Annotated in this window: 18 protein-coding genes; 12 read left to right on the top strand and 6 right to left on the bottom strand. The window is 67.4% G+C overall.

The window, feature by feature from the left end; translation table 11 throughout:
• Window positions 1-60: 60 nt before the first annotated feature.
• Complete coding sequence (locus F3S47_RS08820; protein ID WP_150444871.1) at window positions 61-885, top strand: sulfite exporter TauE/SafE family protein; 825 nt, start codon at window positions 61-63, stop codon at window positions 883-885.
• Here the strand turns inward: F3S47_RS08820 and F3S47_RS08815 are convergent.
• The 3 genes from F3S47_RS08815 to ccmI are packed head-to-tail and all read right to left on the bottom strand — an operon-like array spanning window position 882 to window position 2,826.
• On the bottom strand, window positions 882-1,127 hold the full coding sequence (locus tag F3S47_RS08815; protein WP_150444870.1) for a DUF1289 domain-containing protein: 246 nt from the start codon (window positions 1,125-1,127) through the stop codon (window positions 882-884). The two genes, F3S47_RS08820 and F3S47_RS08815, sit on opposite strands and share 4 nt — an antisense overlap.
• On the bottom strand, window positions 1,124-1,600 hold the full coding sequence (gene ruvX / locus F3S47_RS08810; protein ID WP_150444869.1) for a Holliday junction resolvase RuvX: 477 nt from the start codon (window positions 1,598-1,600) through the stop codon (window positions 1,124-1,126). Before ruvX ends, F3S47_RS08815 begins: the two co-directional genes overlap by 4 nt.
• Window positions 1,597-2,826: a c-type cytochrome biogenesis protein CcmI gene (gene ccmI / locus F3S47_RS08805; protein WP_150444868.1), complete on the bottom strand. Its 1,230-nt coding sequence runs from the start codon at window positions 2,824-2,826 to the stop codon at window positions 1,597-1,599. Before ccmI ends, ruvX begins: the two co-directional genes overlap by 4 nt.
• Before the next feature lie 192 nt (window positions 2,827-3,018).
• Here ccmI and F3S47_RS08800 point away from each other — a divergent pair, with 192 nt between their 5' ends.
• The 7 genes from F3S47_RS08800 (at window position 3,019) to F3S47_RS08770 (ending at window position 9,261) form a co-directional block, all read left to right on the top strand.
• Window positions 3,019-4,263, top strand: coding sequence for a sarcosine oxidase subunit beta family protein (locus tag F3S47_RS08800; protein WP_150444867.1), 1,245 nt, complete (start codon window positions 3,019-3,021; stop codon window positions 4,261-4,263).
• A gap of 88 nt (window positions 4,264-4,351) precedes the next feature.
• Window positions 4,352-4,558 (top strand): hypothetical protein, encoded by a 207-nt coding sequence (locus F3S47_RS08795; protein ID WP_150444866.1) that lies wholly within the window; start codon window positions 4,352-4,354, stop codon window positions 4,556-4,558.
• A gap of 57 nt (window positions 4,559-4,615) precedes the next feature.
• Window positions 4,616-4,801, top strand: coding sequence for a hypothetical protein (locus F3S47_RS08790; RefSeq protein ID WP_150444865.1), 186 nt, complete (start codon window positions 4,616-4,618; stop codon window positions 4,799-4,801).
• A 60-nt stretch (window positions 4,802-4,861) separates the two neighbouring features.
• Entirely contained in the window at window positions 4,862-5,260 is a 399-nt protein-coding gene (locus F3S47_RS08785) for a hypothetical protein (protein WP_150444864.1), read from the top strand.
• Between the two features lie 93 nt (window positions 5,261-5,353).
• Window positions 5,354-5,683 (top strand): sarcosine oxidase subunit delta, encoded by a 330-nt coding sequence (locus tag F3S47_RS08780; RefSeq protein ID WP_150444863.1) that lies wholly within the window; start codon window positions 5,354-5,356, stop codon window positions 5,681-5,683.
• 61 nt (window positions 5,684-5,744) lie between these two features.
• Complete coding sequence (locus tag F3S47_RS08775; protein ID WP_150444862.1) at window positions 5,745-8,738, top strand: sarcosine oxidase subunit alpha family protein; 2,994 nt, start codon at window positions 5,745-5,747, stop codon at window positions 8,736-8,738.
• On the top strand, window positions 8,731-9,261 hold the full coding sequence (locus tag F3S47_RS08770) for a sarcosine oxidase subunit gamma (protein ID WP_150444861.1): 531 nt from the start codon (window positions 8,731-8,733) through the stop codon (window positions 9,259-9,261). The genes F3S47_RS08775 and F3S47_RS08770 overlap by 8 nt, the downstream gene beginning before the upstream one ends.
• Before the next feature lie 2 nt (window positions 9,262-9,263).
• Here F3S47_RS08770 and F3S47_RS08765 read toward each other — a convergent pair whose 3' ends face one another.
• The 3 genes from F3S47_RS08765 to F3S47_RS08755 are packed head-to-tail and all read right to left on the bottom strand — an operon-like array spanning window position 9,264 to window position 12,522.
• Complete coding sequence (locus F3S47_RS08765) at window positions 9,264-10,067, bottom strand: sulfotransferase domain-containing protein (protein ID WP_150444860.1); 804 nt, start codon at window positions 10,065-10,067, stop codon at window positions 9,264-9,266.
• A complete protein-coding gene (locus F3S47_RS08760) occupies window positions 10,064-11,056 on the bottom strand; it encodes a glycosyltransferase family 2 protein (RefSeq protein ID WP_150444859.1) in 993 nt (330 codons plus the stop codon). The genes F3S47_RS08765 and F3S47_RS08760 overlap by 4 nt, the downstream gene beginning before the upstream one ends.
• A complete protein-coding gene (locus F3S47_RS08755; protein ID WP_150444858.1) occupies window positions 11,053-12,522 on the bottom strand; it encodes a glycosyltransferase family 2 protein in 1,470 nt (489 codons plus the stop codon). Before F3S47_RS08755 ends, F3S47_RS08760 begins: the two co-directional genes overlap by 4 nt.
• 269 nt (window positions 12,523-12,791) lie before the next feature.
• On the opposite strand from F3S47_RS08755, the gene F3S47_RS08750 reads away from it, so the two are divergent.
• The 4 genes from F3S47_RS08750 to F3S47_RS08735 all read left to right on the top strand — a co-directional run bounded on the left by F3S47_RS08750 (window position 12,792) and on the right by F3S47_RS08735 (window position 15,215).
• Entirely contained in the window at window positions 12,792-13,391 is a 600-nt protein-coding gene (locus F3S47_RS08750) for a superoxide dismutase (protein WP_150444857.1), read from the top strand.
• A 149-nt stretch (window positions 13,392-13,540) separates the two neighbouring features.
• Complete coding sequence (locus tag F3S47_RS08745) at window positions 13,541-14,329, top strand: hypothetical protein (RefSeq protein WP_150444856.1); 789 nt, start codon at window positions 13,541-13,543, stop codon at window positions 14,327-14,329.
• A 190-nt stretch (window positions 14,330-14,519) separates the two neighbouring features.
• Complete coding sequence (locus tag F3S47_RS08740; RefSeq protein ID WP_150444855.1) at window positions 14,520-14,759, top strand: hypothetical protein; 240 nt, start codon at window positions 14,520-14,522, stop codon at window positions 14,757-14,759.
• Window positions 14,760-14,762: 3 nt separating this feature from the next.
• Window positions 14,763-15,215, top strand: a complete 453-nt coding sequence (locus F3S47_RS08735) for a host attachment family protein (protein ID WP_150444854.1) — start codon at window positions 14,763-14,765, stop codon at window positions 15,213-15,215.
• The last annotated feature ends 48 nt before the right edge of the window (window positions 15,216-15,263 follow it).

Below are 15,263 nucleotides of genomic sequence, written 5' to 3'. Positions count from 1 at the left end.
AGCCATTGCAGCCGCCGCGCCGCTGGGCAAAGAGGGGCGGGACGAACGGGGAGGGAAGAGATGCCTGACATGGGACTGTTGATCGCGATGGGAGCGATGCTGCTGGTGATCGGCGCATTCGCCGGTGTGCTCGCGGGCCTGCTGGGCGTGGGCGGGGGCATCGTCCTCGTGCCCGCGTTCTTCTACGCCTTCGCCGTGCTCGGCTACGACAGTCCCGAACTCATGCGGATGTGCCTGGCGACCTCGCTCGCGACGATCATCGTGACCTCGCTGCGCTCCGTCGCGGCGCACAACCGGAAGGGTGCCGTCGACTGGTCCATCCTCAAGGGCTGGGCACCGGGAATCGCCATTGGCGCGGTGGTCGGCGTTCTCGTCGCCTCCAGCCTGCGTTCGGACTGGCTTCAGGCCATTTTCGGGACGCTTGCGGTTGTCGTGGGCCTCTACATGACCTTGGGCAAGTCCACCTGGCGGCTCGGACCGGTCATGCCCGTCGGCGTGCTGCGCGCCGTGATGTCGCCGGTCATCGGTTTTCTCTCCGTCCTGATGGGGATCGGTGGCGGCAGTTTCGGCGTGCCGGTCATGAGCCTCTACGGCGTCCCGATCCACCGCGCGGTGGCGACGGCGGCGGGCTTCGGCGTGCTGATCGCCGTCCCGTCGGTTCTGGGCTTTCTCGTGGTGCCGATGCCGGAGGCCGTGCGGCCGCCGCTCACCGTCGGCTCGGTCAATCTCGTCGCTTTCGGTCTCGTCATCGCGATGACGCTGATCACGGCGCCAATGGGCGCGGCGCTCGCGCATCGGACCGATGCGCAGCGGCTCAAGCGGGTCTTCGGGGTGTTTCTGATCCTCGTCGCGCTCAACATGATCCGGAGCGCGCTGGCCGGCTAGCGCTTGAGCCGCGCGGCGCGACCGCCGCGCCGCACCTTCAGCCGGCCGGCGCGGGAGGGGAGCTCTTCCATCACCGCCTGACGCTGGTCGGAGGTCATGCGCGACCATTCCGCGATCTCGTCGAGCGTGCGCAGGCACCCGGTGCAGAGCCGCGCCTCCGGGTGGACGACGCAGACCTTGATGCAGGGGCTCTCGATCTCCGCGCGGGACCAGACCTTGTCCGAGGTGTCGGGTTTGCTCACGTTGCGTTCCTCAGGTGCCCGAGACGGTCGAGCAGTCCCTGCAATATTACAGAGGCGGCGACATGATCGATGACCTCGGCGCGACGTTTTCGCGACGTATCCGCCTCAAGCAGGGCCCGCTCGGCGGCAACGGTCGAAAGGCGCTCGTCCCAGAAGCCGATGGGGAGGTCCGTGAGGCCGGACAGGTTGCGGGCGAAGGCGCGTGTCGACTGGCATCGCGGTCCCTCGCTCCCGTCCATGTTGCGCGGCAGGCCGAGGACGAAGCCGGTCACCTGCCGGCCGGTGGCGATTTCCAGCAGGCGGGCGGCATCGGCCGTGAATTTCTTCCGCTTCACGGTTTCCAGCGGGGTGGCGACAGAGCGCATACCGTCCGAGACGGCGACACCGATGGTCTTCGTGCCCAGGTCGAGGCCCATGACCGCGCCGAGTGGGGGCAGGGCGGCGGCGAAATCCTCCGCGCTTTCGCAGATCATTCGAGCCCCGCGCCTTCGGCCGCTCGTTCGATGAGCGCGAGGGCCTCTTCGCTCTCTTCGAAGACGCCGCGCGCCTCGTCGAGGATGGCCTGAGCCTGCTCGGTTTCGCCGAGGACGCCCTTGGCGGAGATCAGCCGGGCCCAGTCCTCGGCGGTGCCGCCCTGGCTGGCGAGGCGCCCCTCGAGACGGGCGACCATACCCTCGATCATCTCCTGCCGCGCCTCGGGGTCCATCTCGGCGGCCGCCTCCATGTCCTCCTGGCTCGGGCCGGGCACGCTCTCGACCTCGGGCGGCAGCTGGAATTCCTCCCCGGCGCGGAAGGCGGCCTCCTCGATCTGGCCGCGAGAGAGCCGGACGTAGGGGTTCTCGGTCGGTCCCTCGGTGATGACGTCGCGCCAGATGCGGAAGGCGACGTCGGGCCGGTCCGTCTGGGCGTAGAGGAGGCCAACGTAGTAGCGCGCGGCCAGGTTCTCGTCGTCGGAGGCGAGAATGACATCGGTCAGGGCCTCGGCCTCGGGAGAGACCACGCCGGCGGTCGCGGCGACCATGAGGTCGAGCAGGCGAACTTGGTCCTCGACGGTGGCTTCCTCTCCCATGAGCGCTATGACTCGCTCCTGCGCCCTGGCTGCGGCGGCGTAATTGCCGAGAGCGGCCTCGTGCCGGGCCAGGAGCTCCCAGCCCTGCAGGTCGTCGGGCCGCGTCGGGACGATCTCGCGCAGTTGCGCGACCATTTCGAGGTAGTCTTCCGGGGCGTCGCTGGTGTCGGCGGCTATCTCCGGCGCGGCGGCTTCCAGTGCGGCCTGGCTGGGGCGGGACTCGCGCATTTCCTCGGCTTGGGCAATTCGGGCGGCGCGGGGAATGTCGGGGTAGGGGCCCGAGAGGTCGGCCGCCCCGAGCCAGGCGTAGAGCCCGCCCGCGACGGCCACGATGGCAAGGCCTGTCAGCCCGGCCGCCACGCGCGTCGCGCGACGGGGCGCGTCGCCGCCGGCCTCGGCCTGCGCCCGGTCCGCGGCGAGCAGCCGACGGGCGATCTCCGTCCGGGTGCGCTCGGCCTCTTCGCCGTCGAGCACACCGCGCGCGATATCGCGGTCGATCTCCTCGAGCTGCGCGCGGTAGATCGCGACCTCGGACCGGGTGTCGCCCTCGGCCCCGCCCCGCAGGAGTGGCAGGACGAGCGATCCGGCCACGAGAAGGGCCGCGGCGGCGCAGATGAGGAAGAAGATCATGAGGGTCCCGGTGCTCCGTTCCGGAACCGACATAAAGGCCCCGGTCCACAGCGAAAAGCCCCTGCGACCGCGCGTCTCCGGCGCATGTCGCATTCTCGCGGACTTGTGCCGTTGACAGTCCACCGGATCGGCCGCCAAGGGTTCATCCCCACGGGAAGCCGTTCGGCGGCAGGACACGGGGGATTCGGCCAGATGCAACGCTATTCCGCCTTCGCACTCGCCCGGGAGGCCATGCGCTTTCACTCCGGTTGGGAGCGGGCCTGGCGCTCACCCGAGCCGAAGCGGAAATACGACGTGGTCATCGTCGGCGCGGGCGGGCACGGTCTCGCGACCGCTTACTGGCTCGGCAAGAACCACGGCATCACCAACGTCGCGGTGATCGAAAAGGGCTGGCTCGGCGGCGGCAACACAGGCCGCAACACCACGATCATCCGCTCGAACTACCTCCAGGATCCTTCCGCCGCGATCTACGAGAAGTCGCGCAGCCTCTACGAGACCATGAGCCAGGACCTGAACATGAACGTCATGTTCAGCCCGCGCGGCGTGATGATGCTGGCCCAGACCCAGCACGAGATCCGCGGCTACCAGCGCACGGCCCATGCAAACGCCCTGCAGGGCGTGGACACGGAGTTCATCGGGCCGGAGCGGGTGAAGGAGCTCTGCCCGATCATCCGCATCGACGGTCCGCGCTACCCGGTGCTGGGGGCGCTTTGGCAGCCTCGTGCCGGCACGGCACGGCACGACGCGGTGGCCTGGGGCTATGCCCGGGCATGTTCCGACATGGGCATGGACATCATCCAGAAGTGTGAAGTCACCGGGATCCGCCGTGAGGGCGGCAAGGTCGCGGGCGTCGACACGACCAAGGGTCCCATCGACTGCGATAAGCTCGGCATCGTCGTCGCAGGACACTCGGGCCACCTCGCCGACATGGCGGGCTTCCGCCTGCCGATCGAGAGCGTCGCCCTGCAGGCGCTCGTCTCGGAGCCGATCAAGCCGTGCATGGACGTGGTCGTCATGGCGAATACCGTCCACGGCTACATGAGCCAGTCCGACAAGGGCGAAATGGTCATCGGCGGCGGCGCGGACGGCTACAACAACTACACCCAACGCGGCTCGTTCCACCACGCCGAGGAGACGGTGCGCGCGCTGGTGGAGACCTTCCCGGTAATTTCGCGGCTCAAGATGCTGCGCTGGTGGGGCGGCATCGTCGACATGACCGGGGACCGATCGCCGATCATCTCGAAGACACCGGTCGAGAACGTTTTCATCAACTGCGGTTGGGGTACGGGCGGCTTCAAGGCCATCCCGGGATCCGGCTGGGCCATGGCCGAACTCATGGCGAAGGGGACCTCTTCGCTGGCCGATTCCTTCTCACTCGACCGCTTCCGCGAAGGCCGGTTCATCGACGAAAGCGTGGCCGCGGGAGTTGCACATTGAGCGCGGTTCAGCCCGTCTTGAGCCCGGCAGGGAACGCGGGCGCGCCTCGCGGTGTTGTGATGGTGTCATTTCACATGGAGGGAATCCCGTGCTTCGTAATATCATCCTCGCCGTCGTCGGCATCATCGTCATCATCATCGTCCTCATCCTCATCGGCGTCATCGAACTCGGCGAAGAAGCCGTCGAGGCGACCACCACCGACACCGAGATCGAGGCCGGAGAGGTCGAGGGCGTCTCTGACGGCGAGGTCGCCGAAGAGGCTGACGGCGAAGTCGCCGAAGAAGTCGAGGACTAACAGGAACCTCTGCAGCCTGGGCCCGTTTCAGCGGGTCCAGGCAAGCAGGAGGGCCTCGTGCGACAGATTTACATTCTGGTCCTGGTCGTCGCGCTCGGCGCGGTGGCTTGGTTTTTCATCGACGCGGACACGACCGACGGAGATCCCGGACCGGCAGAGGCCGGTGAAGGCGACGCTTCGCCAGACGTCGACAACCGTCTCAGCGAACCCGCGGAAGGCCCGATCGAAGACCTCACCGACTAGGAACCGGGCCTGCGATCGGCTCGTTCCCTTGGCAATTCACATTGACCAGGGGAACGCCACATGTCCCAAGATCCCAATCGCAGCGGCGGGAATAGCACCGGCCGCATCGTCATCGGCGCCATCATCGTCGCCGTCATCGCAGTTCTTCTCTGGGTCCTTCTCGGCGGCGGACCGGAGCCCGTCGAGGAGGTCGAGATCGACGAGCCCGAGGCGACCGACAGTGACTCCGCTCTGGCCGAGACCGCGGACGAGGTCGAGGATGCGCCCACCGGCGAAAGCTTCGACAACCGCATCGAGGACGCCGCAACCGAGCCCGGCACGGCCATCGACGAGGCTGCCGAGTCCAGCGCCGAGCCTGTCGAGGAGGCCATGGAGGACAGCATCGACCCGGTCGACGACTCCGACATCGCTGCCCCCGAAGACGACCCGACCGCTCCCGAGGGCGATCCCCAGAACTAGCCTGCGCGCCTCGACTCGCGCACCCGGTCCCACCGGCACCGTCCCCGCGTTCCAGCGCGTGGGCGGTGCCTTTGCGCGCGGAGGCCTCTCCCCATGCTGATCTTCACCTGTCCCTGCTGCGGGGAGCGGGCCGACGAAACCGAGCTCTCGCCCGGCGGAGAGGCCCATATCGAGCGGCAGAGCGTCGAGAGTTCCGACGAGGCCTTCGAGGGCTACCTCTTCATCCGCGAGAACCCTCGCGGCGTCCACTTCGAGCGCTGGCGTCACGCCTACGGCTGCGGAAAGTGGTTCAACGCCGCGCGCTGCACGGTGACGCTGGAGGTCTTCGGGACCTATCCGGCGCAGACGATGCGGCCGCCGCAGGACCTTCTCGATCACATTTCCCAGCGCCGTCCGGGCTGGACCTGGAGAGACCTGGCATGAGCGTTTGTCGCGGCAGAGCCACCCGGAAACACGGCCTTATTCAGAACGGCGAGGGCAGGGGATGAGCACGAGACTGGCCACCGGCGGGCGCCTGATCGACCGCAAGCGCCCGGTGGAGTTCACGTTCAACGGCAGGCGGATGCGCGGCTTTGCCGGCGACACACTGGCCTCCGCGCTCCTCGGCGCGGGGCAGAGCCTCGTGGGGCGGTCCTTCAAGTATCACCGCCCTCGCGGGATCGTCGCCTCCGGCGCGGAAGAGCCGAACGCCCTGGTCAACCTCGGCAAGGGGCCGCGGTTTGAGCCCAACCAGCGCGCCACGACGCAGGAGCTCTACGCCGGGCTCTCGGCCACCTCGCAGAACCACTGGCCCAGCCTCGACTTCGACGTCGGCGCGATCAACGCGGCACTTTCGCGTTTCCTGCCCGCGGGCTTCTACTACAAGATGTTCATGCATCCGCGCTCGTTCTGGAAGCATGTCTACGAGCCGTTCATTCGCCAGTCCGCCGGTCTCGGGAAGGCGCCGAAAGACGCGGACCCGGATACCTACGAGCACTTCTACGCCCACGTCGATCTGCTGGTCGTCGGCGGCGGGATCGCCGGTCTCCAGGCGGCTCTACAGGCGGGCCGCGCCGGCAAGCGCGTTCTGCTGGTCGAGCAGACCGCCCACTGGGGCGGGCGTGCCGTGACCGACGGGGCGCGAATTGACGGCACATCTGCGGATGAGTGGGTGAAGTCTGCGGTCCAAGCCCTTGAACACATGGAGAACGTTACGCTGCGCACCCGCTGCATGGGCGCGGGCGTCTACGACCACGGCTATGTCACCGCCTACGAGCGGCTCACCGACCACCTCTCCGAAACCGAGGGTCCCCGTCACCGGCTCTGGCGCATCCGCACCGAACACACCGTGGTCGCCACCGGCGCGCTGGAACGCCCGCTCTCCTTCGCTGGCAACGACATCCCCGGCGTGATGCTCGCCTCGGCGGTGCGCGACTACATCACCGACTGGGCGGTCTCCCCCGGCGACCGCACCGTCGTCGTGACCAACAACGACGACGCCTACCGTACCGCCCTCGCAATCCACGAGGCGGGGCTTCAGGTTGCCGCCATCGTCGATGCGCGGCCCGCGCCCGAGGGAGCGCTGGTCACCCGGGCCCGGGAGCTCGGGCTGCCGGTCCTTACAGGCAAGGGCATCGCCAAGGTGAAGGGCGGCAAGCAGGTCGAGGGCGTGGCCATCTGCGCGCAGGCCGGTGAGGGCTCGGTTCTTCAAGAAATCCCCTGCGACTGCGTCGCCATGTCCGGCGGCTGGTCCCCGGTGGTCCACCTCTGGTCGCACACCGGTGGCAAGCTCATCTGGGACGCCGAACGGGCCTTCTTCCGGCCCGACCCGGACCGACCTCCGCTCGGCGCGGACGGCGGGGCGGCGGTGACCTGCATCGGCGCGGCCAACGGCCACCTCCGCACTGGCGAGATCCTGTCCGATGCCCAGGCGGCGCTCGAGCGTTTGTCGGGTGAGGCGGGCGCGGTACCGGCGGCCGAGGACCCGGACGAGGGCGCGATGCTCCCGGTCTGGATGATGCCGCAGGGCGCCAAGCTGGAACTGCGTCGCAAGATGTGGCTCGACTACCAGAACGACGTGAAGGTGACCGACGTCCAGCTCGCCGCGCAGGAGGGCTACGAGAGCGTCGAGCATACCAAGCGCTACACCACGCTCGGGATGGCGACCGACCAGGGAAAGCTCAGCAACATCAACGGCCTCGCGACCCTTGCTCAGGCATTGGGTGAAGATATTCCCCAGGTCGGGACAACGACCTTCCGCCCGCCCTACACGCCGATCTCCATGGGCTCCATCGCGGGCGAGGCGCGGGGCGAGCTGTTCCAGCCGATCCGGAAGACACCGATCCACGACTGGCACGAAGCCCAGGGCGCCTACTGGGAACCGGTGGGTCACTGGCGGCGGCCCTACTGCTTCCCGCGGCAGGGCGAAAGCCACGAGGAAGCGGTCGCGCGGGAGGTGAAGAACACGCGCCAAGGGCTTGGTCTGCTTGATGCTTCGACGCTCGGGAAGATCATCGTGAAGGGTCCGGACGCGGGCCGGTTCATGGACATGCTCTACACCAACATGATGAGCACCCTGAAGCCGGGCCGCTGCCGCTACGGTCTGATGTGCTCCGAGAACGGCTTCCTCTCCGACGATGGCGTCGTGGCCCGGATCGACGAGGAGACCTGGCTCTGCCACACGACGACGGGCGGCGCCGACCGGATCCATGCGCACATGGAGGAGTTCCTCCAGACCGAGTGGTGGGATTGGAAGGTCTACACCGCCAACGTCACCGAGCAGTGGGCCCAGATCGGCGTCGTGGGGCCGAAATCGCGCGCCGTCCTGGAAAAGCTCGGCGGCATGGACCTTTCCGCCGATACCTTCAAGTTCATGGATTGGCAGGACGGAACCCTCGGCGGCTTCCCCGTCCGCGTCTTCCGCATCTCTTTTTCCGGCGAGCTTTCCTTCGAGGTGGCGACGCCCGCGGGCCAGGGCCGGGCGCTCTGGGACGCGCTGCTGGAGGCCGGCGCAGAATTCGGGGTCATGCCCTACGGCACCGAGGCGTTGCACATCATGCGCGCAGAGAAGGGCTTCATCATGATCGGGGACGAAACCGACGGCACGGTGATCCCGCAGGACCTCGGCCTCGACTGGGCGATCTCGAAGAAGAAGGACGACTACATCGGCAAGCGGGCGCAGGACCGGTCGCACATGACCGATCCCGGCCGCTGGAAGCTGGTGGGGCTCGAGACGACCGACGGCTCGGTGATCCCGGACGGAAGCTACGCCGTGGCAGAGGGCACGAACGCCAACGGACAGCGCAACACGCAGGGCCGCGTCACCTCGACCTACCACTCGCCGACCCTCGACCGCGGGATCGCCATGGGCCTCGTCCTTCACGGGCCGGATCGCATGGGTGAGGTGATCGAGTTCAACAAGGTCGACGGCACCACCGTCGCCGCGAAGATCGTGAGCCCGGTCTTCTTCGATCCCGACGGGGAGAAACAGAATGTCTGAGCTGACCGTCACCCGCCTGACCGACCGGGGCATGATCTCGCTCCGGGGCGACCTTTCGGACGATGCGCTTCGCTCCGCCTGCACCGGTCTCTCCGGCGGGGATTTTCCCGAGGCGGGGCACGCCATCGTCTCCGGCGACAAGGGCCTGCTCTGGATGTCGCCCGACGAGGTGCTGATCCTCCTGCCGCAGGAAGAGGTCGGCCAGGCGCTCGAGACGCTGGGATCGGCGCTCGCGGGCTCCCACCACCTCGCGGTCGATGTCTCGGACGCGCGGGCGCTCTTCCGCCTCGAGGGCTCCGGGCTGCGCGATACGCTGCAGAAATTGACCCCGGCAGACCTTTCGCCCGCAACCTTCGGGCCCGGACGTATCCGCCGGACCCGGCTCGCGCAGGTTGCCGCGGCGCTTTGGATGCCGGGAGAGGGGCAGGTCGACCTGGTGTGCTTCCGGTCCGTCGCCGACTACGTGCAACGGCTGCTGGAGGTCGCAGCGGAGGGCGGGCCGGTCGGCTTCCACCCGGCCTGACGTCAGGCGGCGATTTCCGCTTCGGGGCGGCAGAGGTCGACCCAGCTGTCGTCCTCGGCGTAGCCCAGTTGAACCAGGGCGGGACCGTAGTCCTCGGCATAGATCTCCGCGACCTCGCGGGGCAGGGCGTCGCGCCACTGACCGGCACGGCCCGACTTGACGTGCGCGGCCACGAGGCCCCGGCGCGCACCTGCGTCCGACTGGCCGCCGAAGAGGGCGTGCCGCCAGTACTCCTCGACCAACCCGTCGGTGTCGAACCCGACGACTGCGGCACGCTCAATTGCCGCGCGGAAGACGGCGCAGTCCGTATCCTCGATCAGGTCCTCGTAGCGGAGGTCCACCGCGTGCGGGTGGCCGTAGGGCCATGACAGCATCTCGGTCACTGTCCGCGCATGCTTGCCGCGCATCTCGAAAAGCAGCTGCGAGACCCGGTCGGGCAGGGCGCGGATGGCCTCCTGGTAGGTCCGGCCCTGCAACTCCTTGAGTGGTTTGCCGAGCCACTTCTCGTTCCCGGTTTTCGCCGTGAGGTGGTAGCGCTGGCCCGAGAGCAGCACGTCGCGAGGGTCTCGGATGACGTGGATCGCGCGGGCCCCGGGGTGGTCGAAGAAGGCCCGGGGGAACTCCGAGGACCAGTTGACGCAGAGCGCCGGCCCCTTTGTCGGAAGCTCGGACAGCTTGTCCGGCCCGTTCAGCCGGACGACCGGAATGCCGGCGGCATCCGCGTAGCGGCGGAAGGTCCGGCGCATCCAGACCGTCCCCGTCTTGTGGTGCGTCCCGATCCCCAGAAAGCGCGCGCCACTGCTCACGCCGCGGGCTCCTTCTGGTCTCGGGGGAAGACGCCGGTGTCGATGAAGGTCCGGAAGTCCGCGACCTTCAGCTGGTAATCGAGTACGCGCCGCGCGCAGTCGTGGCAGGCGCGGACCAGTGCGGCGAGGTCGCTGTCCTTCATCCACTCGTCGAGGACGGGACGGATCCCCTCGGTGGGGATCGAGGCGTCGGGGACCGTGTTGATGTCGTACTTGTCCCAGTACTCCATATCGATCCGGTCCTTGTTCTTGCTGTTGGCCGTGCCGCGCAGGCGCTTGAGCAGGAAATCTTCGCGGCTCTTGATCGCGTAGTGGTTCATCTGCGCCAGCGAGTAGCCCACCGTCTCGGCGTTGGACCGCCAGCCCTTGTGCAGGATGTGCTCGCCCAGCTCGGCGCCGTCGCCGTTGACCCAGCGGACCATGCCGGGCGTCAGCTCCTTGTCCTTCTGCCACTTGGGGCGGTGCACCCCGAAGAAGTCGAACTTCTGCGGCCGGAACAGAGTCTTGAAGCCCCAGACCAGACCGTTCTCCGGCTTCTCGAAGCTCGACCCCTTGCGGTACCGCTCGGTGACGAGCGCGTCGAAATCGGCATGCGCCTGGCCGTCGGAGCCCATGAGCCGCCAGTTGACGGAGATCGCGTCGGCCCCCGGCGTGGCGGCGATGAGGTCGTCGACGCGCCGCTCTCCGACATGCACGTTCAGGAACTCGTCGGCGTCGGCCACAAGCACCCAGTCGCTCTCGCGGACCCAGGTCATCTTGCCTGCCCGCGAGTAGGCGGCCCGCTGCGGGTCCATGCGGGGGCCGAGCGGATTGTCGAAGTGCCGGACGACGCCCATCTGGTCGAGCCGGTTGAGGATCAGGTTCGTCCCGTCGGTACAGTCGTTGGAGAAGATGACGAAACCGTCGAAGCCGATCGACCGGTGGTAGGCCAGCCACTCCAGCAGGTACGGCCCTTCGTTCTTCATCGTGGCGACGACGATCTTTCTCATTCCGCGTCCTCCGTCCCGGCGCGCTTGAGCGGGTCGCGCGGGTCGCGGTTGCTGGAGACGGTCACCTCGTCGAGGATGCGCCCTAGGGGTGGTGCAGGCGCGTCCAGAGAGACCTCTGCCGTCTTTGGTGTCTCCGCCGCGGGCGGCTTCGGGGCGCCGGGCCTGAGGGACGGGACACCGAGCGCCTTCGCCTCCGGCGTGCCCTCGAAGGGATTGTCCAGCGTCAGGGCCGCCTCCGAGGCCGCCTCGCGCTCTTCCGGCCGGTCCTTCTCGGCGGGCTCCCGCGCCTTGACGCCCGCGGTCTCCAGAAGGGCCGAGCGTGTCTCTCCCTTCTTCGCCGTCTGGGTCGAGGCGATCATCCGGGCGATGGTCTTGTCCGGCACGCCCTGGGCCTGGAGTTCCTTCACCTTCTCCTGCCATTTCTTCGGCAGGTGCTGGATGAAGAGGACCTCGTCGAGCTCGTCGATGGAGGTCTCCGAGGCGTCCTTCAACTCGGCCAGCCACCGATCGTACTCGCCCGTCGCGCGCAGCCGTTCGACCCGCGCCGCATGGTAGGCCAGCGCCTCGTCCTGCAGCTTGCGCATCACCGGGTCCGAGAGGATCTTGGCCATCTTCTTCTTGACCGGTTTGGCGTGGCGCAGGGCATTCGTCGCCTCGAGCTCGTTGCGGTCGAAGAGGGCGAAATAGGCCGCGTTGTACTTGTCCTCCTTGTTGTTCACGTTGCCGCGGAGCCGCCGCAACAAGTAGGACTCGTAGCTCTTGACCGCGTAGTGGTTCATCTCCGCCAGCTTGTAGCCCAACGTTGGCTTGGTCGACCGCCATCCCGAGAGCGAGAACTCGTCGGGCATCGGCTCGCCCGAGCCGTTCACCCAGAGCTGCTCGAAGAGGAACTTCGCGTTCGCCGGGTCCTGCTTGGCCTTGCGGATGCTCGGGCGGTGGATGCCGAACTTCATGTCCCGGTAGGGCCTGAAGAGCGTCTTGACGCCCCAGCCCTTCTTGAACTTGTCCGGCGCGCCTTTCGTGTAGTTCTCGATCACGAGGCCCGGATTCCACTCGGTCAGGCCGGAAGAGCCGAAGAAGCGCCAGGTGATCGCCATGGCCTGCGCCTCTGGCGGGATCCTCTCCACGAGATCGGTGATCCAGCCGCGGCCGCATTTGATCGAGAGGAACTCGTCCGCGTCCATGACGAGGATCCACTCGCTGTCGGTGACCTCGGGGTTGTCGCCCGCGAGCGTCAACGCATTGGGCTGGGGCTTCTTGCCCTCGGGCACCTCGTTGCGGAAGTGTTGGACCCAGCCCATCTCCTGCAGCCGCTCGAGCATGGCGTCCGTGCCGTCCGAGCAGTCGTTGGTATAGACGACGATGTTGTCGAAGCCGATGTGCCGGTGGTAGGCGACCCACTCGACGAGACTGTGCCCCTCGTCCTTCATCATCGACAGGATCGTGTAGCGGTGCCTCGGGCTCATTCCTGCTCCCCGGCCGTTCGGCCTGTCCCCGGTTCTTCTGTCCGGAAAGGCCCTATTGCGCCATTCTGACGTCAATTGGGCGCCCCGGCGCGCGCTTGCGGCACAATAGAGACGGGAGGGCGGAACGCCAAGGCGGCCGCACAGCCCCCTGTGCGTCATGGAACCTCGACCTCCGCCATGTCGTTTGACAAACGTGCTTGACCCCGGCCCCCGGCGTGCTTTCTGTCCGGGGACGCCGACTTTCACTCAATCGACAAGGGGGACACCCAATGGCTTTCGAACTTCCCGACCTTCCCTACGCCCACGATGCGCTCGCCGGGCAGGGGATGAGCAAGGAGACGCTCGAGTTCCACCACGACATTCACCACAAGGCCTACGTGGACAACGGTAACAAGGCCATCGCCGGCACCGAGTGGGAAGGCAAGTCCGTCGAAGAGATCATCAAGGGCACATACGACCCGAAGGCCGTGGCCCAGAACGGCATCTTCAACAACGCCTCGCAGTACTGGAACCACAACCAGTTCTGGGAAATGATGGGCCCCGGCCAGAGCAAGATGCCCGGCGAGCTGGAAAGCGCGCTGACCGAGGCCTTCGGCTCGGTCGACAAGTTCAAGGACGAGTTCAAGGCGGCGGGCGCCGGTCAGTTCGGCTCGGGCTGGGCCTGGCTGGTGAAGGACACCGACGGTTCGCTCAAGGTCACCAAGACCGAGAACGGCGTGAACCCGCTCTGCTTCGACCAGACCGCGCTGCTCGGCGTCGACGTGTGGGAGCACTCCTACTACATCGACTTCCGCAACAAGCGCCCGGCCTATCTCGACAACTTCCTCGAGAACCTGGTCAACTGGGAAAACGTCGCGAGCCGCATGTAAGCTTTCGCGAAATCCGATCCGGAAGGGGCCCCGCCTGGCGGGGCCTTTTTCGTGTCCGGCGGGCCCGCGATCGCCACAAATCCACCGCGATGCCGCCACCTTGCCGCTCTAGGCTGCGCCAAAGGATCCGAACAGACGGAGCGGACGAGATGAAACGACCCATCGGCCCCCTGGCCCTTTTCCTTGCCACGACCGCCGTCGCGCTGCCCGGTGTCGCGGTCTCGCAGAGCGTCGCACCCGGCGACACGATCGGCGAAACGGCCTCCGCCCGGAACAGCTTCGAAGAGATCCTCCCCGTGCTCGAGGAGGAACACGAGGCGGCGCTGGCGCTTCTTGCCGCGACCTCCACGACGGACACGACGACGACCGACAGCACGACAACCGACACCACGACCACCGACACCACCACCACGGACAGCACGACGACACTGCCGCCGCCCCTCGACATGGTGCTGGACGCAGGGATCTATACCGAGGCCGGGATCGTGGTGGAGCAGGCGGGCGAGACCAAGGGTCTGATCGCGACCGAGTTCAACCCGGGTGGCATCGACGGCCTCTATAGCTGGTACCCGAACGGGTCCGACAACGGCTACACGGTAATCCGGCTCGAGGATGGCGGCGCCATGAAGGCGGTCAGCCTGCTCGTCGGAAACGGCAATACCGGTCCGCGCGACGGGGAGTTCCGGCTCATGTCGAACGGCGGCATTCTCGGAGAAGGGTCCTTCGAGACCACCCCGGAGCCCACGGCCATGACTTTCCGGGCGCCGGGCGGCTTCGACGCGATCCAACTGCGGACCCGGGCGCGCACCACCGACCAGGGCACCTACTTCGACGATGCCTCCCCGAATTCGCTGCTGATCGACGATATCCGCGTCCTGCGGGTGCCCGCGGAGGATGGCAGCGAGGCGGAGCCCGAGACCGGCACCGAGGCCGGCTGAGCGCCGTCCGGCACAGCGATAATCGCACCGACCATGTCCGGCCCGGAACAGGCGTCGCTGTTCCGGGCCGCTTTCATTTTCACGCCGGACTGATCCGTCTGCCGGTGTCCATGCCTGACCCGGCGAGCGCCGGAACCGCGCCCCGTCCGCGACGGTTTCTTCTTCGAACACTGATGGAAGGAGGCCGAGCATGGCAGAGCGCTATCGCTCCAACGACGGTCGCAAGGAGACCGAGGAGTTCACCGAAGGCACCCCCGCACCCGAGCATTCCGGCCGCGCCCAGGGCGATCTCGAACGCGACGTCGCCACCCGCGACGAGAAGAAGCAGGCAGAGAAAGGCGCCGGCGCCAGCCGCGTGACCAAGGGCGACGAAGCCGGAGACGGCAATCTCGGCGGCCATCACGGCACCGGTTCCGAGGACGGGAGCTGAGCCATGACGAAACTGACCAAGGACACCTGGATCCTCGTGGCCGACGGCGAGAAGGCGCTGTTCCTCAAGAACCTGACGGACGGCGAGGACCCCAACTTCGAGCTCGTCACGAAGGAGGAGCAGGAGAACCCGAAGGACTACGACCAGTCGGCGAACAAGCCCGGCCGGATGCAGGATACCGGCGTTCAGCAGCTCTCGGCGCTGGACGACACGGACTGGCATGAGCTCGCCAAGGAGCGCTTCGCCGACGACATGGCGGACATGCTCTACAGCCTCGCGCACAAGGGGGCCTACAAGCGCATCGTGCTCGTGGCCGCGCCGAAGATTCTCGGCGAGATGCGCGACAAGCTCCACAAGGAGGTCTCTTCGAAGGTCGTGGGCGAGGTGCCCAAGACCCTCACCAACCATCCGGTGGACGAGATCGAGCGCATCGTGAAGGAAGAACTGGCGGCCTGACTGCAGGCCCGGTTTCACGGAGGCGCCCCCGCTCGGGGGCGTCTTTTC

Source organism: Histidinibacterium aquaticum (assembly GCF_008710275.1).
In the GTDB taxonomy this organism is placed as follows: Bacteria; Pseudomonadota; Alphaproteobacteria; order Rhodobacterales; family Rhodobacteraceae; genus Oceanicola; species Oceanicola aquaticus.
The sequence above is the reverse complement of the archived record's forward strand: the minus strand, read 5'-3'. Positions and strand labels throughout refer to the sequence as shown.